Annotated in this window: 19 protein-coding genes; all 19 read right to left on the bottom strand. The window is 71.1% G+C overall.

Going from position 1 to position 21,035, the window contains the following annotated elements:
- Nucleotides 1–319: 319 nt before the first annotated feature.
- The 19 genes from ACRQ4B_RS09705 to mraZ all read right to left on the bottom strand — a co-directional run bounded on the left by ACRQ4B_RS09705 (nucleotide 320) and on the right by mraZ (nucleotide 20,650).
- Nucleotides 320–1,243, bottom strand: a complete 924-nt coding sequence (locus ACRQ4B_RS09705) for an RluA family pseudouridine synthase (protein ID WP_439691232.1) — start codon at nucleotides 1,241–1,243, stop codon at nucleotides 320–322.
- On the bottom strand, nucleotides 1,240–1,908 hold the full coding sequence (gene lspA / locus ACRQ4B_RS09700) for a signal peptidase II (protein ID WP_439691231.1): 669 nt from the start codon (nucleotides 1,906–1,908) through the stop codon (nucleotides 1,240–1,242). The genes ACRQ4B_RS09705 and lspA overlap by 4 nt, the downstream gene beginning before the upstream one ends.
- A gap of 2 nt (nucleotides 1,909–1,910) precedes the next feature.
- Nucleotides 1,911–2,600, bottom strand: a complete 690-nt coding sequence (locus ACRQ4B_RS09695; RefSeq protein WP_439691230.1) for a DivIVA domain-containing protein — start codon at nucleotides 2,598–2,600, stop codon at nucleotides 1,911–1,913.
- Between the two features lie 183 nt (nucleotides 2,601–2,783).
- On the bottom strand, nucleotides 2,784–3,071 hold the full coding sequence (locus ACRQ4B_RS09690; protein ID WP_439691229.1) for a YggT family protein: 288 nt from the start codon (nucleotides 3,069–3,071) through the stop codon (nucleotides 2,784–2,786).
- A 71-nt stretch (nucleotides 3,072–3,142) separates the two neighbouring features.
- On the bottom strand, nucleotides 3,143–3,709 hold the full coding sequence (locus ACRQ4B_RS09685; protein WP_439691228.1) for a cell division protein SepF: 567 nt from the start codon (nucleotides 3,707–3,709) through the stop codon (nucleotides 3,143–3,145).
- Nucleotides 3,710–3,752: 43 nt separating this feature from the next.
- Nucleotides 3,753–4,478, bottom strand: a complete 726-nt coding sequence (locus tag ACRQ4B_RS09680; protein WP_439691227.1) for a YggS family pyridoxal phosphate-dependent enzyme — start codon at nucleotides 4,476–4,478, stop codon at nucleotides 3,753–3,755.
- 7 nt (nucleotides 4,479–4,485) lie between these two features.
- The gene (gene ftsZ / locus ACRQ4B_RS09675; RefSeq protein ID WP_439691226.1) at nucleotides 4,486–5,646 is read right to left on the bottom strand and encodes a cell division protein FtsZ; all 1,161 of its coding nucleotides are present in this window, start codon (nucleotides 5,644–5,646) and stop codon (nucleotides 4,486–4,488) included.
- Nucleotides 5,647–5,784: 138 nt separating this feature from the next.
- Nucleotides 5,785–7,044, bottom strand: a complete 1,260-nt coding sequence (locus tag ACRQ4B_RS09670; protein ID WP_439691225.1) for an FtsQ-type POTRA domain-containing protein — start codon at nucleotides 7,042–7,044, stop codon at nucleotides 5,785–5,787.
- Nucleotides 7,041–8,444 carry a UDP-N-acetylmuramate--L-alanine ligase gene (gene murC / locus ACRQ4B_RS09665; protein WP_439691224.1) on the bottom strand — a complete coding sequence of 468 codons (1,404 nt, stop codon included), beginning with the start codon at nucleotides 8,442–8,444 and terminating at the stop codon, nucleotides 7,041–7,043. The genes ACRQ4B_RS09670 and murC overlap by 4 nt, the downstream gene beginning before the upstream one ends.
- Entirely contained in the window at nucleotides 8,441–9,541 is a 1,101-nt protein-coding gene (gene murG / locus ACRQ4B_RS09660) for an undecaprenyldiphospho-muramoylpentapeptide beta-N-acetylglucosaminyltransferase (RefSeq protein ID WP_439691223.1), read from the bottom strand. Before murG ends, murC begins: the two co-directional genes overlap by 4 nt.
- On the bottom strand, nucleotides 9,538–10,794 hold the full coding sequence (gene ftsW / locus ACRQ4B_RS09655; protein WP_439691222.1) for a putative lipid II flippase FtsW: 1,257 nt from the start codon (nucleotides 10,792–10,794) through the stop codon (nucleotides 9,538–9,540). The genes murG and ftsW overlap by 4 nt, the downstream gene beginning before the upstream one ends.
- Nucleotides 10,763–12,289 (bottom strand): UDP-N-acetylmuramoyl-L-alanine--D-glutamate ligase, encoded by a 1,527-nt coding sequence (gene murD, locus ACRQ4B_RS09650; RefSeq protein WP_439691221.1) that lies wholly within the window; start codon nucleotides 12,287–12,289, stop codon nucleotides 10,763–10,765. Before murD ends, ftsW begins: the two co-directional genes overlap by 32 nt.
- Nucleotides 12,282–13,385 carry a phospho-N-acetylmuramoyl-pentapeptide-transferase gene (gene mraY, locus ACRQ4B_RS09645; protein WP_354030897.1) on the bottom strand — a complete coding sequence of 368 codons (1,104 nt, stop codon included), beginning with the start codon at nucleotides 13,383–13,385 and terminating at the stop codon, nucleotides 12,282–12,284. The genes murD and mraY overlap by 8 nt, the downstream gene beginning before the upstream one ends.
- A complete protein-coding gene (locus ACRQ4B_RS09640) occupies nucleotides 13,382–14,890 on the bottom strand; it encodes a UDP-N-acetylmuramoyl-tripeptide--D-alanyl-D-alanine ligase (RefSeq protein ID WP_439691220.1) in 1,509 nt (502 codons plus the stop codon). The genes mraY and ACRQ4B_RS09640 overlap by 4 nt, the downstream gene beginning before the upstream one ends.
- Nucleotides 14,887–16,512 carry a Mur ligase family protein gene (locus tag ACRQ4B_RS09635; protein WP_439691219.1) on the bottom strand — a complete coding sequence of 542 codons (1,626 nt, stop codon included), beginning with the start codon at nucleotides 16,510–16,512 and terminating at the stop codon, nucleotides 14,887–14,889. The genes ACRQ4B_RS09640 and ACRQ4B_RS09635 overlap by 4 nt, the downstream gene beginning before the upstream one ends.
- A 14-nt stretch (nucleotides 16,513–16,526) precedes the next feature.
- A complete protein-coding gene (locus tag ACRQ4B_RS09630; protein ID WP_439691218.1) occupies nucleotides 16,527–18,296 on the bottom strand; it encodes a peptidoglycan D,D-transpeptidase FtsI family protein in 1,770 nt (589 codons plus the stop codon).
- 156 nt (nucleotides 18,297–18,452) lie between these two features.
- Nucleotides 18,453–19,151, bottom strand: coding sequence for a hypothetical protein (locus ACRQ4B_RS09625; RefSeq protein ID WP_439691217.1), 699 nt, complete (start codon nucleotides 19,149–19,151; stop codon nucleotides 18,453–18,455).
- Nucleotide 19,152: 1 nt separating this feature from the next.
- On the bottom strand, nucleotides 19,153–20,112 hold the full coding sequence (gene rsmH / locus ACRQ4B_RS09620; RefSeq protein ID WP_439691216.1) for a 16S rRNA (cytosine(1402)-N(4))-methyltransferase RsmH: 960 nt from the start codon (nucleotides 20,110–20,112) through the stop codon (nucleotides 19,153–19,155).
- A gap of 106 nt (nucleotides 20,113–20,218) precedes the next feature.
- A complete protein-coding gene (gene mraZ, locus ACRQ4B_RS09615) occupies nucleotides 20,219–20,650 on the bottom strand; it encodes a division/cell wall cluster transcriptional repressor MraZ (protein ID WP_022906684.1) in 432 nt (143 codons plus the stop codon).
- Between the last annotated feature and the right edge of the window lie 385 nt (nucleotides 20,651–21,035).

The following is a 21,035-nucleotide window of genomic DNA, read 5'->3' as shown; positions in this document are numbered from 1 at the left end:
AGCGCGTCGCCCCCGGCGGGCCCGCGTTCGCCGCGTCCGTGCCGCATCGAGTGAGCAGGAATCGTCGGGTGGCACGACGGGACCCGACCGTTCCTGCTCACGAAGCGAGGCGGACGCGACCCACGACGGCCTGGAGGCGCGGGGCGGGCCCGGCACGCGCCTCCCGGCACGCGCGCCCCGCGAGCGCACCGAGTGAGCAGAAACCGTCGCGTCACGCGACGCGACCCGACCATTTCTGCTCACGAAGCGCCGCGGACAGCCACCACGGGCGCCGCATCCGCACCGCCCCGCCCCGCCGCACCCCGCCCCGCCCCGCGCGCTACGCGGCGCGGATCCGGTCCAACGCCTGCTGCAGGTCGTCCGGGTACTCCGCCCGGAACTCCACCCACTCACCCGACCGCGGGTGCTCGAACCCGAGCCGCACCGCGTCGAGCCACTGCCGGGTCAACCCGAGCTCGTTCGCGAGCACCGGGTCCGCGCCGTACATCGTGTCGCCGACGAGCGAGTGCCGCGTCGCAGCCATGTGCACGCGGATCTGGTGCGTCCGACCCGTCTCCAGGTGGACCTCGAGGAGGGTCGCGGAGCGGAAGGCCTCGAGCGTCTCGTAGTGGGTGACGCTCGGCTTGCCGTCCGCCGTGACGGCGAACTTCCAGTCGCTCGACGGGTGCCGCCCGATCGGGGCGTCGATGGTGCCCGTGGTGGGGTCGGGGTGCCCCTGTGCGAGCGCGTGGTAGACCTTCTCGACCGTACGCTCCTTGAAGGCGCGCTTGAGGTGCGTGTACGCCAGCTCGGTCTTCGCGACCACCATCAGCCCCGACGTGCCGACGTCGAGCCGGTGCACGATGCCCGCACGTTCGGCGGCGCCCGACGTCGCGATCGTGAACCCGGCGGCGGCCAGCCCTCCGGGCACGGTGGGGCCGTCCCACCCGGGTGACGGGTGCGCGGCGACACCGACCGGCTTGTCGACGACGACGATGTCCTCGTCGTCGTGCACGACCGTCATGCCGGGGACCTCGACCGGGATGATCCGCGGCGCTTCCTTGGGCGTCCAGGACACCTCGAGCCAGGCGTCGGCGTGGAGTCGGTCGGACTTCTCGGCGACGACGCCGTCGACGCGCACACCGCCCGCTGCCACGACGTCGGCCGCGAACGACCGGCTGAACCCGAGGAGCTTGGCGATGGCGGCGTCGACACGCTCACCGGCGAGCCCGTCCGGGACGGGGAGGGAACGCGATTCGGTCACGTCGCGTCGTGCCCGAGGGACTCGCGGCCGTCGTGCGGCCCACGGGGGTCGTCGGAGGCGGTCGCGGGCCGGGAGGCACGGGTGCCGTCCGGCACGGCCACGGCGGTCCCGTCGCCGGCCGCGTCTGCAGCACGCTGCTGCTTCGCGGTCAGGGCGCGGGAGCCGTCGAGGTTGACCCCGAGGATGACGAGCAGGACGAAGATCACCATGCTGATGCAGATGAACGAGTCCGCGATGTTGTAGATCGCCGGCATCATCCACGGCGTCGAGATGAAGTCCACCACGTGTCCACGACCGAAGCCGGGTTCACGGAACAGCCGGTCGAGCAGGTTGCCCAGCGCACCGCCGAGCAGCATCCCGAGCACGAGGGCCCACCACATCGAGTGGATGCGTCGGGCGAACACGATGATGGCGACCACGACGGCGGTCGACACGATCGAGAACACCCATGTCATGTTCACCGCGAACGAGAACGCGGCGCCCGGGTTCCGCACGTAGAAGAGCTGCAGGACGTTCCCGAGCACCGGGACGACGGTGCCGTACGGCAGGTTCGCGACGACGAGGGCCTTCACGCCCTGGTCGAGCGCCACCACGACGACAGCGGCGAAGGCCAGTGCCGCGATTGCGCGGACACTGACCTTCGCTCGTGATGCTGGTCGCGACAACGTCAGTTGCCGAAGCCCTGCGCCGATGCCGGCGCCGGGGTGAGACCGGACTGCTCGGGGCCCGAGCCGTCCAGCTCGGAGAGCTGACCCTGGATGTAGCTCTTCAGCTGCGCCCGGTAGTCACGCTCGAACGTGCGGAGTTCGTCGATCTTGCCCTCGAGCTGGCGCTGCTCCTGCTCGAGCACCGCGACACGCTGACGGTTGGTGTTCTCGGTGTCGGCGATGATCTGGCGCTGCTTGGCCTCGGCCTCGGAGACGAGGCGGGCGGCCTGGGCCGTGCCCTCGGCGATGAGCGCGTCGCGCTTCTCGACACCCTCGCGCACGTGCTCCTCGTGGAGACGGCGAGCGAGCGTGAGGAGGTTCGTCGTGCCCTCGGTGTCCTCGTCCGCGGGGACCGTCGTCGCCGGAGCGGCGGCGGCGACCGGAGCGGGCTCCGGGGCGGCGGCCACGGGGGCGGGCTCCGGCTCCGGCTCGGGCTCTGCGACCGGCGCGGGCTGCTCGGCCTGGGCCGGCTTCGGCGCCGACTCGGCTGCCTGCAGGCGCTGGCGGAGCTCGTCGTTCTCGGCCGTCAGGCGGCGCAGCTCGACCACGACCTCGTCGAGGAAGTCGTCGACCTCGTCCTGGTCGTAGCCCTCGCGGAACTTCGTCGGCTGGAACCGCTTGTTGACTACGTCTTCCGGCGTCAAAGCCATTGCCGTCACCTCAATAGAACTGCTGAACGTGTGGAACCGAACCGGTGCGACCGAATGTACCAGTCGCGCCGAACGGTGCGGATGCCACGCCGGAGCGAGCATCGATCCCGACCACCGTACACCGACGGCGACCGTGAACCGTGACCATGCCCTGGCGTGGCGCGTGTCGCGGCTGAACCGCGGTCAGATCAAGTAGCGCACGACCGTCATCGCGATGATGACGACGAGCATCACGATCGTCCACCCGAAGTCGAGCGCCACCGGCCCCATCCGCAGCGGCGGGAGAGCCCTGCGGACGGCGCGGATCGGCGGATCGGTGACGGTGTAGACGACCTCGGAGACCACGAGGAGTCCCCCGCGGGGCCGCCAGGAGCGGTTGTACGCCTGCACGATGTCGAGCGCGAACCGCCCCCACATCGTGAAGAAGTAGAGCAGGAGGAGGAAGTACAGGATCGTGAAGATCGCGGACACGGTGGGGCTCGCTCGGCTCGGGTGTGCGTCGTCTCGTGACGACGCTCACGGGGCGGGTGGGCCTGAGGGACTCAGGACTGGGCGAAGAAGGACGCCTCGATGTCGGACTCTACCTCAGGCGCCTCACCGCTCACCGCGACGTGGGCCGGCGACAGGAGGAAGACCTTGTTGGTCACGCGCTCGATCTTGCCGTAGAGGCCGAGCGACAGACCCGAAGCGAAGTCGATCATGCGACGGGCGTCCGCCTCGGTCATCTGCGAGAGGTTGATGATGACGGGGATGCCGTCGCGGAAGCTCTCGGCGATGGACTGGGCGTCCTTGTACTCGCGCGGGTGGACGGTGAGGATCTCGTTCATTTCCTGGACCGGTGCTGCCTTCTGTGCGGTCGTGTGCGAGCGGCGGAGCGGGGTCACCTGTGCGCCGCGCTGGTGGGTGTGCGTCTTGGTCTCGGCGGCGGCCGGCGCTGCCGGTGCCGCGGCGGGAGCTGGGGCCTCCTGGACGACCGGAGCGGGCGCGGGGGCGGCTGCCGGGGCGGCCTGCTGGCGCGCGGGCTGCTGCTGCGGCTGCTCGTCCTCGTACTCGAGTTCCTCGTCGGCGAGGCCGAGGTAGACCATCGTCTTCTTCAGCGGGTTGGCCATGGTTCCTCCGGAGTTCGTGCTCGTGGATGCCCTTGGGACGAGGCTAGGGCGTGACCGGCCGTTCTCCCGTGATTGCGGTGCCGATCCGGAGGTGTGTCGCGCCCTCGAGCACGGCGTCGGGGTAGTCGCCGCTCATCCCCGCCGAGATGTCCGTGGCCTCCGGCGCGAGCGACCGGACGCGGTCCGAGATCCCCCGCAGCCGGGCGAACGCCGCACGGGGTTCCTCGTCGAGCGGCGCGACGGCCATCACGCCGCGCAACCGGATCGTGCCGGTGGACAGCACGCGGGACACCATCGCCTCGACGTCGTCGGGCTGCACGCCCCCGCGACCGGGGTCGTCGGTGAGGTTCACCTGCACGAAGCCGTCGATGACGGGCGGCTCCGGCTCGGCGTCGGTCGGCGCGAACGCGTCGACGACCGAGTCGCGGTCCAACGACTGCACGACGTGCGCGTAGCGCCGGACCTGCCGGGCCTTCTTCGACTGCAGTTGCCCGACGAAGTGCCAGGTCAGCGGCAGGTCGGCGAGCTCGGCGGCCTTCGCCTGCGCCTCCTGGTGGCGGTTCTCCCCCACGTCGGTGACGCCGAGCGCGGACAGCGTCCGGACGAGCGACGCCGGGTGGTACTTCGTGACGACGACGACGGTCAGCTCGTCGACCGACCGCCCCGCGGCGCGCGCCGCTTCGGCGATTCCGGACCTGACGGACGCGAGACGCGCCTCCGGTCCGTCGTCTGGTGACGAGTCGGACGGGAGGCGCGGATCGCTTGCCAAGGTCGACTTACTTCAGGAAGTCGGGGACGTCGAGCTCGTCGTCGTCGTCGTCGAACGCCGGGTCGGCGGCGCGCTGCGCCGGCGCCTCGTGCTCGTGCGACGCCCAGGACGGCGAGGAGTCCTCGATCGCACCGGTGCCGGCGGCCGAGGCGACCGGGACGGTCGCGCCGGCGTCGGGGTCGACGTAGCTCGAGCGGCGTTCCTTCTGCTGCTGCTGCGGCTCGCCGCCGTCGAAGCCGGCGGCGATGACGGTCACGCGGACCTCGTCGCCGAGGGTGTCGTCGATGACCGCACCGAAGATGATGTTCGCCTCCGGGTGGACGGCCTCCTGCACGAGGCGGGCGGCGTCGTTGATCTCGAAGATGCCGAGGTTCGAACCACCCTGGATCGAGAGCAGCACGCCGTGCGCACCGTCGATCGAAGCCTCGAGCAGCGGCGATGCCACGGCGAGCTCGGCGGCCTTGATGGCACGGTCGGCGCCCCGCGAGGACCCGATGCCCATGAGCGCGGAACCGGCACCCTGCATGACCGACTTGACGTCGGCGAAGTCGAGGTTGATGAGGCCCGGGGTCGTGATGAGGTCGGTGATGCCCTGCACGCCGGCGAGGAGCACCTGGTCGGCGGTCGCGAAGGCCTCGACCATCGAGATGCCGCGGTCGCTGATCTCGAGGAGGCGGTCGTTCGGCACGACGATGAGCGTGTCGACCTCGTCCTTGAGTCCGGCGACGCCGTTCTCGGCCTGGGACTGGCGGCGCTTGCCCTCGAAGCTGAACGGCTTCGTGACGACGCCGATGGTCAGGGCGCCGATCGACTTCGCGATGCGGGCGACCACGGGCGCACCACCCGTACCGGTGCCGCCGCCCTCGCCCGCGGTGACGAAGACCATGTCGGCACCCGCCAGGGCCTCCTCGATCTCCTCGGCGTGGTCCTCGGCGGCACGACGGCCGACCTCGGGGTCCGCGCCGGCGCCGAGGCCGCGGGTGATCTCGCGGCCGACGTCGAGCTTGACGTCGGCGTCGCTGAGGAGCAGTGCCTGCGCGTCGGTGTTGATCGCGATGAACTCGACCCCACGGAGGCCGAGCTCGATCATCCGGTTGACGGCGTTGACGCCGCCGCCGCCGACACCGACGACCTTGATGACGGCGAGGTAGTTGTGGTTCGTGGTCACGTCAGTCAGGCCTCCGGTCGAACCCTCAACCTCTACTTGAAGTTCAGGGGCAATGCTGGTAGATGTGGTGCTGGCTTCGACGCTACGGGTGCGCTCCGCAGGCTGTCGCCCCGCCACGCCGCGTGTCGCTCGATTCCGCTACTTCTTCGCGCGGATGATCCCGTTGTCCGGAGCGCTGACGTCGTACTCGACGACGACCCCGGGGTTCCGCGCCGAGTGGTCCTTCACCAGGGCGGCGAGCAGGGCGGCCTTCGCGGCGGACTCGTCCGGGTTGCCCCAGACCACGGTCGACCCGTCGGTGAGGGTGAGCGTCACGTCGTCTGCCGTCGACGCCTTCACGCTCGTCACCTGCTGCCGCACCGCGGACGGCAACGCGAGCACGACCTCGGTCATGGTCCGGAACACGCTCGAGCCGAGCTTGGCGCTGCCGACGTCGGCGACGGGCATGTTCGCGGGCTGCTTCGGCGAGGACTGCACGACGATGCCGGCGGGGTCGACCAGGTCGAACGACGATCCCGACTTCACCGCGACGACGGGGGTGCGTTCCGTCACGGTGACGACGAGGGTGTGCGGCGGCTCTTCCTCGGTGACGTAGCTCTCGATGAGCGGGAACCCGGCGATGTCCCGCTTGATGGCGTCGAAGTCCAGCCGGGCGAGCGGGGTGCCGACCTGGTCGGAGAGGGCCTGGCGGAGCTGGGTCTCGTCGACGCGGTTCGTGCCCTTGATCTCGATCGTCTGCAGCGCCATGAGCGGCGAGAACACCGCGACGAGGATCGAGACGCCGAACACCAGCACGATGCTGGCGGCGGTGATCCACGCGGCGCGGCGGTGCCGGCTCCGGCGGGTGAAGCGACGGACCTCGGCACGCTCGAGCAGGCGGCGACGACGCTTGGCGACCCGGGCCTCGCGGGCGGTCTCGGCAGCGCGGACGCCGGCGCCGATCGGGCTCTCGTGCGCGTCGTGGAGGGCGTCCGCGTGCAGGTCGTCGACGATCGCGCCCCCGTCCGGACGGTGCGCCCCGTCACCGCGGGGCGCGTCGTCCGCGGCGGGGCGCGGTCCGGCGTGGTCCTCGTCGGGCGTGTACTCGCGCAGCCGGTCCTTCACGGTCGAGAGCCCGGCACCGAGCCCGGCACCGAGTCGACGACCGGCGGCGCCGGCGAACGCACCCGCGCGGTCGCGGGCCGACGCGCCGGGCTGCTCCGGGGCGCTGGAGGTGGCCGTCTCGTCGACGGTGTCCTGCGGGGCGGGCTCGGGCCGGGCCTCCTGGACGTCCGCCTGCTGGTCGGCGGTCGGGCGCCGCGGGATCAGCGGGGCACGGCGCTGCCGGGGCGCACGGGCGTCACCGGCTGGTGCGTCCGGCTGCACCGGGCGCTCGTCGAACCCCTCCGGCCGCTTCACCGGGACAGCGCTCCCAGCACCTGCGGGATGATGCGGTACACGTCGCCGCAACTGAGGGTCATGATGATGTCGCCCTCGCGCGCGACGGCGGCGGCCCGGGCGGACGCCTCGTCCCAGTCGGGCAGGAACTCCACGCGCGACTGGTCGGTGAAGCGCTCCTGCACGAGGGCACCGGTGACGCCGGGCTCCGGGTCCTCGCGTGCGCCGTAGACGTCGAGCACGACGGTGTGGTCCGCGAGCTCCTCGTAGACCTTCGCGAAGTCGCCCGCCATCAGCCGGGTGCGCGAGTACAGGTGCGGCTGGTGGATCGCGATGATCCGGCCGTCGCCGACGACGTTGCGCGCGGCCCGGAGCGCCGCGGCGACCTCGGTCGGGTGGTGCGCGTAGTCGTCGTACACCGACACGCCGCGCTCGACGCCGTGCAGCTCGAAGCGGCGCTGGGTGCCGCCGAACGCCTCGATGCCGCGGATCGCGTCCGCGGGGGCGACGCCGAGCCCGGTGAGCACCGCGAAGGCGCCGACGGCGTTGACCGCGTTGTGGCGACCGGGCACGCGGAGGGTGAGGTGGTACGACTCGCCGCCGGCGCGGAAGTCGACCTCGACCCCGGCGGACTCGGTGACGCCCTCGATCCGGACGTCGGCGTCGGCGGCCTCGCCGAACGTGACGACCTCGGGGGCGTCGGAACGCCGGCGGATGCCGGCCGTCACGGTCTTCGCACCGGCGTCGTCGCTGGAGATGACGACGCGCTCGGAGGCCTTCGCGGCGAACTCGACGAAGGCCTCGATGAAGGCCTCCTCGCTGCCGTAGTGGTCGAGGTGGTCGGCGTCCACGTTCGTGACGAGCGCCACCGCCACGTCGTACAGCAGGAAGGAGCCGTCGGACTCGTCGGCCTCGACGACGAACAGGTCGCTCGACCCCGAAGCCGAGCTGGTGCCGAGGGACTGGATGACCCCGCCGTTGACGAAGCTCGGGTCGAGCCCGAGCTCGACCATCGCGGTGACGATCATGCCGGTCGAGGTGGTCTTGCCGTGCGCGCCGGCGACCGCGACGAGACGGTGCTCGGCGATGAGCGCGGCGAGGGCCTGCGAGCGGTGCAGGACCGGCAGGCCGCGGCGCTGCGCCTCGAGGAGCTCGGGGTTGTCCGGCCACAGGGCGCTCGTGACCACGATGGTGTCCGCGTCGCCGACGTTCACGGCGTCGTGGCCGATGTGCACCTCGGCGCCGAGGTCACGCATGGTGCCGGTCGTTGCGGTCTCGCGGGAGTCGCTGCCCGTCACCCGGTGACCGGCGGCGAGGAACAGCCGCGCGATGCCGCTCATGCCGGAGCCGCCGATGCCGACGAAGTGCACCGTGCCGAGGTCGTCCGGGATCGGCTGCGTCAGGTCGGGCTTGATGGTCATGGTTCCTCCGTGGTGCTGCCGGTGGCGGGCCGGCCGGCGTCGAGGACGAGGTCCGTCATCCGGTCGGCGCCGTCTCGGTGTCCGACGCTGCCGGCGCGGACCGTCATGTCGGCGATCCGGGCCCGGTCCTGCAGGATGTCCAGGAGCTGGAACGTCACCCAGTCCTCGTCGAATTCCGCGTCCGCGACGAGCAGTGCTCCCCCGGCGTCGACGACGTCCTTCGCGTTGTGGCGCTGCTCGCCGTTGCCCACAGGGTACGGCACCAGGACGCTCGGCAGCCCGACGGCGGTGAGCTCGCAGACCATGCCGGCACCAGCACGCGAGACCACGAAGTCGCTCGCGGCGTACGCCAGGTCCATCCGGTCGCAGTAGGGCAGCACGTGGTAGCCGTCGAGGTCGCTCGGACCGAGGTCGGAGTTGCCGCCGACGACGTGCAGGACCTGCCAGCCGGCCCCGACGATCGTCGCTGCGGACCGGTTCACCGTGCGGTTGATGCTCCGCGCGCCCGACGACCCACCCGTGACGAGCAGGACGGGACCGTCCGGGTCGAGCCCGAACTCCGCGAGGCCCTCGGCACGGCTGGCGCGGCGGTCGAGCGACTCGATCTCGCGACGGAGCGGCATCCCGACCACGCGGCCGTGCCGGAGTCGCGTGTTCGAGAACGTCACACCGACGTGCTCGGTGAGGAAGGCCGCCAGCCGGTTCGCCAGGCCGGGCTTCGCGTTCTGCTCGTGCACCACGATCGGGGTCCCGGTGCGCTTCGCCGCGATGTACGCGGGAGCGGCCGCGTAGCCGCCGACGCCGAGGACGACCTCGATCTCGTGCTCCCGGATGAGCTGTTCGGTGCGCTTGACCGCACCCCAGAACCGGCCCGGGAAGCGCAGGGCCGCCGCGTTCGGCTTGCGCGGGAACGGCAGGCGCGGGATCGTCAGCAGCTCGTAGCCGCGCATCGGGACGAGCCGCGACTCCAGTCCCTCGGCCGTCCCGAGGACGAGGACCTCGGCATCCGGGGTGCGCTCGGTCAGCCGGTCGGCGACCGCCAGGAGCGGGTTGACGTGCCCGGCGGTGCCGCCGCCGGCGAAGAGGTACTTGCTCACCGGAGCGATCCGTTCGTGGGGGTGGGACTGTGCTTGCCCGGCAGGTCGCGCGCGAAGGAGAGCACGACGCCGATGGCGACGAGCGTCATGATGAGCGCGGACCCACCGGCGGAGATGAGTGGGAGTGGGACGCCGAGGACCGGCAGCAGGCCGAGCACGACGGCGATGTTCACGAGCGCCTGCCCGATGATCCACGCCATGATCCCGCCGGTGACCGTGCGCACGAACGGGTCCGAGGACTGCCGGATGACCTTGATCATGTTCACCGCGAGCACGATGAAGAGTGCCAGGACGACGACGGCGCCGACGAGACCGAGCTCCTCGCCGATGATCGCGAAGATGTAGTCGTTGTCCGCCTCCGGGAGCCAGGACCACTTCGCCTTCGAGTTGCCGAGGCCGACGCCGAAGACGCCACCGGACGCCAGCGCCCACATGCCGTGCACGGGCTGCCAGCAGAGGTCCTGGTACTGGTTCGAGTCGGTGCACCCGGACAGCCACGCGTCGATGCGGACCCGGCGGGACGCCGACGACATCGTGACGAACGGCAGCAGCACGAGGATGCCGGCGACACCCACCATGAGGTGCTTCGCGCGGACGCCGCCCACGTAGAGCGCGCCGAACACGAGCAGCAGCATGATCATCGCCGTGCCCTGGTCGCCACCGAGGATCACGAGCCCGAGCGCGATGCCGGCGGCCGCCCCCACCGGGATCACGATCTCCTTCCAGTTGTCGATCTTGTCGCGCTTGACGTACAGGACCGCGGCGATGCCGAGCACGAGGCCGAGCTTCACCACCTCCGACGGCTGCGCGGTGAACGACCCGATGCCGATCCAGTTCCGGTTGCCCTGCACCTCGATGCCGAGCGGCGTGTAGACCAGCAGCTGCAGCACGAGGGCGGCGCCGAGCAGGCGCATCGCCCACTTCCGCCACCAGCGCGCCGGGACCCGGCTGGCGATGAGCATGAGCGGGACGCCGAGCACGGCGTAGAGACCCTGGCGGGACGCCGCGCCGAAGAAGTCGTGCGTCTTCGCGTACTGCTCGACGCTCGACGACGAGAGCACCATCACGACACCGAAGATGACGAGGAAGAGCGTGACGCCGAGGATGGCGTAGAACGTGCTCGACTCCGCGACGAACACGTTCTTCACGGCGACGACGGCACCGTTCGTGCGACGAGCGGCACCGTCGCGACCGGCTGCTGCTGGTCGCTGACCGGCGCTGCTACGGCCGTTCGGAAGATCCGTCGTCGCCATCGGCGTTTCCTCCCAGGAGCTCGTGGACCGCCGCCGCGAACCGGCGCCCCCGGTCCGCGTAGGAGCCGAACTGGTCGAACGACGCCGCGGCCGGGGCGAGGAGGACCGTGTCGCCCGGTCTCGCGACCGATGCGGCATGCCGGACCGCCTCGGGCATGACCTGATCAGTGTCCGTTGCTTCGACCTGCAGGACCGGCACCCCGGGCGCGTGTCGCCGGAATGCCTCCAGCACGGGCTCGCGGTCGGTCCCGATCACCACGACACCACGGACAGCGGGCCCGAAGCGGGCGACGAGTCCGTCGACGTCGACGCCCTTGAACAGGCCGCCCACGATCCACACGACCGTGTCGAACGACGCCAGCGAGGCGGTCGCGGCGTGCGGGTTCGTCGCCTTGGAGTCGTCCACCCAGGTGATGCCGTCGGCACGCGCCACGACCTCGGTGCGGTGGTGGTCGGCGCGGAAGCCCTGCACGGCGGCCTGGATCGCACTCGGCTGCACCGAGGCGGCGCGCGCGAGGGCAGCGGCGGCGAGGACGTTCATCGTCATGTGCGGACTGGCGAGCCCGGCGGCCTCGAGGTCGGCGACGGTCGCGAGCTCGAGCGCGCTGTTGCGGCGGTCCTCGGTGAAGGCACGGTCGCACAGCACGTCGTCCACGATCCCGACGTCGCCCGGCGCGGGCACACCCGGGGTGAACCCGACGGCCCGGCACCCCTCGACGACGTCGGCGCCCTCGACCATGCGGCGGGTGACCTCGTCGGCGGTGTTGTACACGCACGCCATCACGGTGCGCTCGTAGACCTTGGCCTTCGCGGCCCGGTACGCCTCGGCGGAGCCGTGCCACTCGAGGTGGTCGTCGGCGATGTTCAGGCAGGCGCTCGCGAGCGGCACGACGGCACCGTCACCGGTCGTCGGCATGTAGTGCAGCTGGTGGCTGGAGAGCTCGACCACCAGCACGTCGTAGCCGTCCGGGTCACGGACGACGTCGAGGACGGGCACGCCGATGTTGCCGCACGCGACGGCACGCAGACCGCCTGCCGCGAACATCGCGGTGGTGAGCTGCGTGGTCGTGGTCTTCCCGTTCGTGCCCGTGATGGTCACCCACGGCGCCGCGATCGGGCCGCGGACGACCTTGTCGCGCACCCGCCAGGCGAGCTCGATGTCGCCCCACACGGTGCTCGTCTCGACGGCCCACTGGACGGTCGCGTTGTGCGGCGGCAGACCCGGGGAGACGATGACGACGTCGGGTGCCTGCGCCTCGAGCGCGGCGGGCACCGAGTCGAGCGGGGTGCGTTCGAAGCCCGCACCGATGACGTCGAGCAGCTCGATCGTGTCGGCCGGCCCGTCGGGCGCGTACACGGTGACCGCACTGCCGAGCTCGACCAGGGTGTCGGCGACCGAGAAGCCGGTCGCACCGAGACCGAGGACGGCGACGTTCAGGCCCTTCCAGCCCGTCGCGTACCAGCTGTCGAGACCTTCCAGGCGGGCGTCAACCAACTCGTGCGATCCATTCCAGGTAGAAGAGCCCGACACCCGCGGCGACGCAGAGTCCCGCGATGATCCAGAACCGGACGACGACGGTCACCTCGGCCCACCCCTTCAGCTCGAAGTGGTGGTGCAGCGGACTCATCCGGAAGATCCGCTTGCCGTGGGTGATCTTGAAGTACGCCCGCTGCAGGATGACCGAGCCGGTGACGATGAAGAACAGGCCGCCGATGAGGACGAGCAGGAGCTCGGTGCGGCTGAGGATGGCGAGGCCGGCCAGGGCGCCACCGAGGCCGAGCGACCCCGTGTCGCCGAGGAAGATCTGCGCCGGCGACGTGTTGTACCAGAGGAAGCCGATGAGGCCACCGCAGACCGCGGCCGCGACGACGGCGAGGTCGAGCGGGTTGGTGACCGTGTAGCAGGCGTGCTCGGTGCTGGCGTCGAGGCGCGCACCGCCGCAGATCTGGTTCGACTGCCAGAAGCCGATGATGACGTAGGAGCCGATCGCCAGGATGCTCGACCCGGTCGCCAGGCCGTCGAGGCCGTCGGCGACGTTGACGCCGTTCGAGGTCGACACCGTGAGCAGGACTATCCAGGCGAGGAAGAGCACGGTGCCGATGACCGTGCCGAGCGCCATGAAGTCGAGCCACGGGATGTCCCGGATGGCGGACACCATGGTCGACGCCGGCGGCTTGCCGTTCGCGGTCGGCACCACGAGCGCGACGGTCGCGAAGATCACGCCGACGATGACCTGGCCGAGGACCTTCGCCCACCCGCCGAGGCCGAGACTGCGCTGCCGCCGGACCTTCAGGAAGTCGTCGATGAAGCCGACGAACCCGAGTCCGACCATGAGGAAGAGCACGAGCAGGCCGGACAGCGTGATGGAGTCGCGGCCGACCAGGTGCCCGACGAAGTACCCGAGCACCGCGCCGATGATGAGGACGATACCGCCCATCGTCGCCGTGCCGCGCTTCGTGTGGTGCGACTGCGGGCCGTCGTCGCGGATGAACTGTCCCCAGCCGAGGCGGTGGAACAGCTTGATGAACAGCGGCGTGAGCAGCAGTGTGAACACCAGCGACACGGCGCCGGCGATCAGGAGCGCGATCATTCGGTGACACCTCCGAGGCGGTCGCCGAGGAATCGCAGTTCGGCGGACTTCGAGGACTTGACGAGGACGACGTCGCCGGGGCGGAGCATGTCCTGCAGTTGGCGGACGGCGTCGTCGACGTCCTCGATGAACACGGACTCGCCGTCCCACGATCCCTCGAGGGTGGCGGCCTGGTGGATCGGCAGGGCAGCGCGGCCGACGACCACGAGCTGCCCGATGCCGAGACGGACGACGAGCCGGCCGATGCGGTCGTGCTCCTCCGTCGAGAACTCGCCGAGCTCGGCCATCTCGCCGAGCACGGCGACGGTCCGCTCCCCCGGGCGCACGATCTGCGCCAGGGTCCGCAGCGCCGCTGCGGTCGAGTCGGGCGACGCGTTGTACGCGTCGTTGATCACGGTGACGCCCTCCGGGCCGCCCTGGAGGAGCTCCATGCGCCAGCGCTCGGCGCGCGTCATCGACGCGAGCGCCTCGGCGCCGGCGGCGAGGGGGACGCCCCACCGGTGGGCGACGGTGAGCGCGGCGGACGCGTTCATCGCGTGGTGCTCACCCAGGATCGCGAGGCGGACGTCGACGGTCTCGGGGAGGCGATCCGTGCCTCCCGGCCGGTCCGTCTCCGCGTCACCGCGGACGGGAGGCGCGGTGAGGGTGAAGCGGGTGCCGCTGCGGTCCGTCTCGATGCCGGTGATGCGGTAGTCGGCGTCCGCCGACGTGCCGAAGCCGACCACCTGGGCGGCCGTCAGCTCCCGCATCGACGCGACTCGGTCGTCGTCGACGTTGAGGAGCGCCGTCGCGGTCGCCGGCAGGCCGGTGACCATCTCGGACTTCGCGCGCTGCGTCGCCTCGATGCCGCCGAACTCGCCGGCGTGCGCGAGGCCCACCTTGAGGACGACGCCGGTGTCCGGCTCGGCGATCGAGACGAGCTTCGCGATGTGCCCGACGCCGCTCGCGCCCATCTCGACGACCAGGAAGCGGGTGTCGTACGTGATCCGGAGCATCGAGATCGGCGCGCCGACGTGGTTGTTGAACGATCCCTGCGGCGCGACGGTCTCGCCGTGCTGCTCGAGGATCGTGCGGAGCATGTTCTTCGTGCTCGTCTTGCCGTTCGAACCCGTGATGCCGACGACGTTGAGCGGCGCCGGACGGCCCTCGGCGTCGACACGGTCTGCGTTCGACGCCCGGACGCGCACGACGACCTCGTGCGCGAGCGCGGCGAGGGCGGCGTAGCCGTCCGCCACGACGATCTGCGGCGCGGTGGTCTCCACCCGTTCGGGCGTGACGACGAGCGCCGCACCGGCCTCGGTCGCGGCGGGCACGAAGCGGCGGCCGTCGGTCACCTCGCCCGGGAGCGCGAAGAACACGCTGCCGGGGCGGACCAGACGGGAGTCGGTCTCGACGGAGCCGTCGACGACCAGGTCGCCCTGGTCCGCGACGTCCGTCGCCTGGGCACCGGGGATCAACTCGCCGTCGACCGCGGCGGCGATCTCGGCGAGGGTCAGGGCGATCATCGGATGTCCTCGGCCGGGCCGGAGTTCGGCTCCCAACCCGCCTCGCGCAGGGCCTGGCGGGCCTCGTCGCGGGCCGAGTACGGCGTGCGGACGCCCTGGATGTCGCGGTAGTCCTGGTGCCCGGGGCCGGCCCACAGGATCGAGTCGCCCTCGCCGAGCAGGCCCACGGCCGTGCGGATGGCGGCCTCGGGCGGGCTGACCTCGTGGATCTCGTGCTCCGGGAACGCCTCGCGCGCGGCGTCGACCAGGGTCTTCCGGATGGACGCGGCGTCCTCGAAACGCGGGTGGTGGTCCGTGACGACGAGGATGTCGGACCCGGCAGCTGCGATGCGGGCCATGTCGGCACGCTTCGTCTTGTCGCGGTCGCCGTCGGCACCGAACAGCATGAGGACCCGGCCGGAGGTGAACTGCCGGACGGCGGCGAGGGTGTTCTCGAACGCGTCGGGGCTGTGGCCGAAGTCCACGTAGACACTGGGGCCACGGTCGCCGGAGACCCGCTCGGTGCGCCCCGGCAGGTAGCACTCGATCGCGCTGACCGGGTGGTCCGCGGTCTGGTCCGCGTACTGGCGGTGGTTGCTCTCGAGCGCGTGCGCGATGGCACCGAGCTCGAAGCCGCCCTCGACGAGCATGACGATCGCCAGGGCGGCGTTCGCGGCCATGTGCCAGCCGATGAGCGGCACACGGGTGGTGAGCTCGCGACCCTCGGGACCGGTCAGGCGGAACTCGGTGTACGCCGCGTGGGCCTCGACGATCTCGACGTGCCACTCGGCCTCGACGTCCGGGTGCACCGTGATGGTCGTCACCGGGATGCGGGAGTCCTGCACCACGCGGTGGCCCCAGTCGGTGTCCAGCGAGACGACGCCGCGGCGGGCGTGCTCGGGCTGGAACAGCGGGAGCTTCGCCTGGTAGTACTCCTCCATGTCGGCGTAGTCGTCGAGGTGGTCGTGCGACAGGTTCGTGAACGCCGCGACGTCGAAGACGATGCCGTCGACGCGGTGCCGGCTGAGGGCCTGCGCGCTCACCTCCACGGCGACCGCGCGCACCTCGCTCTCGCGCATCCGGGCGAGCAGCGCGTGCATCTCGCTGGCCTCGGGCGTGGTCAGACGGCTCGTGACGCTCAGCGCACCGATGTGGCGCTCCGCCGTCGAGCTCAGCCCCGTGACGAGGCCGAGCTGCTTGAGGATCCCCTCGAGGATGTACGACGTGCTCGTCTTGCCGTTGGTGCCGGTGACGGCGAACAGCTGCGGCAGGTCGGTGGCCTCGTCCGGGTGGGTGCGGTAGACCCACGCCGACACGTCGCCCAGTGCTGCCCGCGGGTCGTCGACGACGAGCACCGGCAGGCCGACGGCCTGGACGTGGGGCACCCCGGCGTCGTCGGTGAGGACGGCGACGGCACCGCGCTCGGCGGCCTCGGACGAGAACTCCGCGCCGTGCCGGTTCGCACCGTGCACGCCGACGAAGAGGTCACCCGGCTGCACCTCGGCGGCGCTCAGGGTGACACCGGTCGTCTCGACGGCGTCGACCGAGCCGACGACGCGCAGTCCGAACGCGTTCGCGAGTTCGGCCACGGCCCTCGGGGTCGGGTGTTCGGGTCGGAGGACCGGGGGGATCCGTGCGGACAAGTGCTCCTTCTTCCTCACCACGTGGTCGGGTAGGTCTTCGCCGGCGTCGTGGAGGGGGCTACTCGGTACTTCTCGAGCACCTGGGACATGAGAGTTCGGAACGCCGGAGCCGCTCCGCTGGACCACTTGTTGGCCTGCGGCTTCGTGAACGTCACCGTGACAACATACTGGGGGTCCTCGGCGGGTGCCATTCCGGCCACCGACGTGATGCGCTGCCCGCCGTAGCCCTTCGACCCCTCGGCCACCTCGGCCGTGCCCGTCTTCGCGGCGATGTTGTAGCCGGAGATCGGCTTCATCCCCACGAGCGTGCCGCCCGTGACCACGCTCTGCAGCATGTCGGTGACCTGGGTCGCGGCGTTCGCGGACACGACCCGCGTCGGCTGCACGTCGGGCGCGTCGATCGTCTTGCCGTCGGCCGTCTCGCAGCCCTTCACGAAGTGCAGCGGGATCCGGACACCGTCGTTCGCCAGGGTCTGGAAGATGCTCGCGACCTGGACCGCGGTCGTCGAGATGCCCTGCCCGAACATCGAGTTGATGTTGGTCTGCTGGTCCCAGTTCGGGCTCGTGCCGTAGTCCATCGACGGCTGCCCCGGGTAGTCGATGGCCGACTCGGGCTGGAACAGGCCGAACTTCTTCATGTAGTCGTACCGCTGCTGCGCGGTCAGGCGCTCACCGAGCTCGGTGATGCCGACGTTCGACGAGTTCTGCAGGATGCCCGTGAGCGTGAGGTTCTCGGTCTGGTGGAACTCGGAGTCGTGGATCGACCCGCCCCACGGGAACGAGCGCGAGTACGGGACGACCGCCTGGTCGGTCGGGCTCGACTTGCCCTGGTCGATGAGCGCCGCGGCGATCGCCGCCTTGATCGTCGACCCCGGCTCGTACGACGCGGTCAGCGCACGCGAGCCGAAGGCACCCTTGTCCGTGGTGGCGTCGACGTCGTTCGGGTCCACCGTCGGGTAGTCCGCGACCGCGAGGAGCTCCCCCGTCTTGACGCTGACGACCGTCGCCGTGGCGGACTCCGCCTGCAGCGACTTCGCAGCGGACGCGATCGTCTGCTGCGCCATGTACTGCAGGTCGCTGTCGATCGTCGTCTCGAGGGTGCCGCCGTCCTTGGCCTGCTTCGTCGTCACGGTGCTGCCGGGCAGCTGGACGCCGTCCTCACCGCGCTCGTACGTCTCGGAACCGTTCGCGCCGGCGAGGCACTGGTTGTAGGCGTACTCCAGACCGGCCTGGGCGCCGTCGGTCCCCATGAAGCCGGTGATGTTGCCCGTCGTCGCGCCCGTCGGGTACGTCCGGGCGGACTGCTGCTCCGGGTACAGCCACGGGATGCCGAGCGCGCGGACCGCCTCGTAGTGCTTCACGTCCAGGCCCTTGACCAGGTAGGCGAAGTCGGACTTCGGGTTCGCCGCGATGTTCTTCTGCATGGTGGCGACGTCACCGCCGGACGCCGACGCCAGGGCCTTGAGCGCTGTGTCGACGCTGACCTTCTTCGTGCGCTCCCCGCCGAGCTTGCCCTCGAACTCCTTCACGAGCCGCGGGGCCGTCGTGATGTTGTACCGGGTGACGCTGTCGGCGAGCTCGGTGCCGTTCCGGTCGACGATCGAGCCGCGCGTGCCGTAGATCGTGACGGGGATGCTCCGCTTGGCCTTCGACTGCTCGTTCAGCTCGGCGGCCTGGACGACCTGGATGTCGACGAGGCGGATCACGAAGACCGCCACCAGGGCGATCACGGCGATCATCACGACGCTGTAGCGCAGTCGTCGGCTGCGGATCGTCTTCGTCACGCGGTGCGGTCCTTCCCGGGTGGAGCGGTGGTGCGTCGGGGGGGGGTCCCAGCCTCCCGGTCACCGGGTGGCGGGGTGTCCCGGCCTCCCGGTCACGGGATGGCGGGGTGTCCCGGCCTCCCGGTCACCGGGTGGCGCGGTGTCCCGACCTCCGGGTCACCGGGTGGCGGGGGCCTGGAGCTGGTTCGGGTCGGACTCTACGTCGGCCGTCGAGGAAGCCCCGCCCGACGCGCTGGCGCCTGCGGTCTTCCCAGCGTCGGCGGCGGTGTCGCCGGCCGTGCCAGACGTCGTGTCAGCGTTGGTTTCGCCCGTCGTGCCGCTGCCCGTCGTGGAACCGCTCTCCTTGCTCGTCGACGTGTCGCCCTGCTGCGCGGCGAGGGGGACGTCGCTCAGCAGCGAGTTCGGCACCTGGTTCTCGGTGCTCGCCGTGGCCTGGTCGGCGACCGCGGGGGTCGGCGTGCCGTACACCCGACCGGTCTTCGGGTCGAGGTACACCGGCGTCGCGTTCGCGATCATGCCGAGCGCCTGGGCGTTGCGCGCCAGGTTCTGCGGCGAGTCGAGGACCCGGAGTTCCTCGGAGAGCGACTGCTGCGTGCGCGACAGGTTGGTCTGCTCGGCGCTCAGGGAGTTCAGCGTGTAGGCGCCCTGGCTGAGCACCATGCTGATGCCGAGCTGCGCCAGGAGCAGGATGCCGAGCGCGGCGACCGCGACCACCGCGTAGGCGATCCGCGGCCGAGCACGGCGCTGGGCCTTCGACGGCGTGACCTCGACGAGCTCCGGCCGGTCGTGCCGAGCGGGACGCGGAGCGCGGGACGGGACGACGGCGGGGTCGACGAGTGCGAGGTTCGTGCTCATGTCACTTCCGGATCCGCTCGGCCGCGCGCAGGCGCACGGGGGTTGCTCGGGGGTTGGCGGCGCGTTCGGCCTCGTCGGCCAGCTCGGCACCCTTGACGATCAGGGAGAAGGTGGGGGCGTGCTCGGGCAGCTCCACCGGCAGGTCGGCGGGGGCGCTCGACTTCGTCCGAGCCGTCAGGGCGCGCTTGACGATGCGGTCCTCCAGGGACTGGTACGACTCCACGACGATCCGGCCACCGACCGCGATCGCGTCGAGCGCTGCCGGGATCGCCCGTTCGAGGACACTCAGCTCGGCGTTGACCTCGATGCGGAGCGCCTGGAACACCCGCTTGGCCGGGTGGCCCTGCCGCTGGATCGCCACCGGCGTCGCATCGTGCAGGACCTGCACGAGGTCGCCGGACATCTCGAAGGGCGCCGTGGCACGGCGCTCGACGATCGCCCGGGCGTAGCGGCCGGCGAGCTTCTCCTCGCCGTACCGCTGGAAGATGCGGCGCAGCTCGCCCTCGTCGTAGGTGGCGAGGACGTCGGCGGCGGTCTGCCCCTCGGTCCGGTCCATCCGCATGTCGAGGGGCGCGTCCTGGCTGTAGGCGAAGCCTCGTTCGGCCCGGTCGAGCTGGAGCGAGCTGACGCCGAGGTCGAACAGCACGCCGTCCACCTCGTCGAAGCCCTCACCCTCGATCGCGTCGGCGATCCCGTCGTACACGGTGTGCACCAGTCGGACGCGGTCACCGAACCGGGCGAGACGCTCCCCCGCGATGCCGAGCGCGTCGGTGTCCCGGTCGAGCCCGATGAGCGTCAGCTCCGGGAACCGCTCCAGCAGTCCCTCGGAGTGTCCGCCCATGCCGAGCGTCGCGTCGACGACGACCTTGCCGGGTCCCTCGAGGGTCGGCGTGAAGAGGTCGACGATGCGCTCGAGCATCACCGGCGTGTGCGGGAACTTCGGAGTGTCGTCGTCTGCCATGTGCAGCCCCTCGGCTCCTGGGCCGCGGGTCCGGATCCCCATCCATGCGACCTGACATCGGGGAAGTGATGTCAGGGCTCCACGGCTGGGAGTCCCGATCCACGGATCAGAAGATCCCCGGGATCACCTCCTCGTCGTTGTCGGCGAAGCCCTCTTCGACCTCGGCGTAGTAGGCCTCCCACGCGGGGGTCGACCAGATCTCGGCACGGTCACCGCTGCCGATGACCGTCAGGTCCCGCTCGAGCCCCGCGTACTCGCGGAGGTTCTGCGGGATCGTGACGCGGTTCTGCTTGTCGGGCTGTTCCGCGCTCGCTCCGGAGAGGAAGAGGCGCATGTAGTCCCGGGTGCGCTTCGACGTCATCGGAGCGGTGCGGATGCGTTCGTGCAGTTGCTCGAACGTGTCCGCGCTGAAGACGACGACGCAGCGCTCTTGCCCGCGGGTCATCACGAGCCCCCCGGACAGTTCGTCCCGGAACTTGGCGGGGAGGATCACGCGACCCTTCTCGTCGAGCTTCGGGGCATGGGTACCGAGCAGCACGTCGGGCCTCCCCTCCGCTCCACCGGACCGTTGTGACCCCCACTTTACTCCACTGCCCTCCCCTTGCCCAGGAAATCACTCCCCGAACTGCCGCTGCGCCCCGTTTTGGGGCCGAGAAGACCTCGCATCGAGCGCTTCCAGGGCCGTACTCCCGCGGAAACACGGGCCGGTGGAGCATGGTGGAGGGGGTGGAGGAAAGTGGAGGAGTTTCGCAGCTCGGGGAGCCCACCGGCGGCGCGGCGAGGTGGTCACCGTCGCCGGGGTGCGCACCGCCGAGCCCACTCGACGCTTCCCACCCGGTCACGTCCCGATCGCCCTGGTCGCCCTGGTCGCACGACCCGCCGCGCGCACGTCACCGAGGTCGCACAACGTGTCGCCTCCCGGC

The organism is Curtobacterium sp. SP.BCo, assembly GCF_051903265.1.
Taxonomy (GTDB): Bacteria; Actinomycetota; Actinomycetes; order Actinomycetales; family Microbacteriaceae; genus Curtobacterium.
This window is presented reverse-complemented; position numbering and strand designations above follow the sequence as displayed.

Coding starts and splice junctions, on each gene's coding strand:
- murC (WP_439691224.1), bottom strand. CDS start 8,444: ATGACCATCAAGCCCGACCTGACGCAGCCGATCCCGGACGACCTCGGC.
- mraY (WP_354030897.1), bottom strand. CDS start 13,385: ATGATCGCGCTCCTGATCGCCGGCGCCGTGTCGCTGGTGTTCACACTG.
- ACRQ4B_RS09695 (WP_439691230.1), bottom strand. CDS start 2,600: ATGGCTTTGACGCCGGAAGACGTAGTCAACAAGCGGTTCCAGCCGACG.
- rsmH (WP_439691216.1), bottom strand. CDS start 20,112: ATGGCAGACGACGACACTCCGAAGTTCCCGCACACGCCGGTGATGCTC.
- ACRQ4B_RS09685 (WP_439691228.1), bottom strand. CDS start 3,709: ATGGCCAACCCGCTGAAGAAGACGATGGTCTACCTCGGCCTCGCCGAC.
- ACRQ4B_RS09625 (WP_439691217.1), bottom strand. CDS start 19,151: ATGAGCACGAACCTCGCACTCGTCGACCCCGCCGTCGTCCCGTCCCGC.
- ACRQ4B_RS09640 (WP_439691220.1), bottom strand. CDS start 14,890: ATGATCGCCCTGACCCTCGCCGAGATCGCCGCCGCGGTCGACGGCGAG.
- ftsW (WP_439691222.1), bottom strand. CDS start 10,794: ATGGCGACGACGGATCTTCCGAACGGCCGTAGCAGCGCCGGTCAGCGA.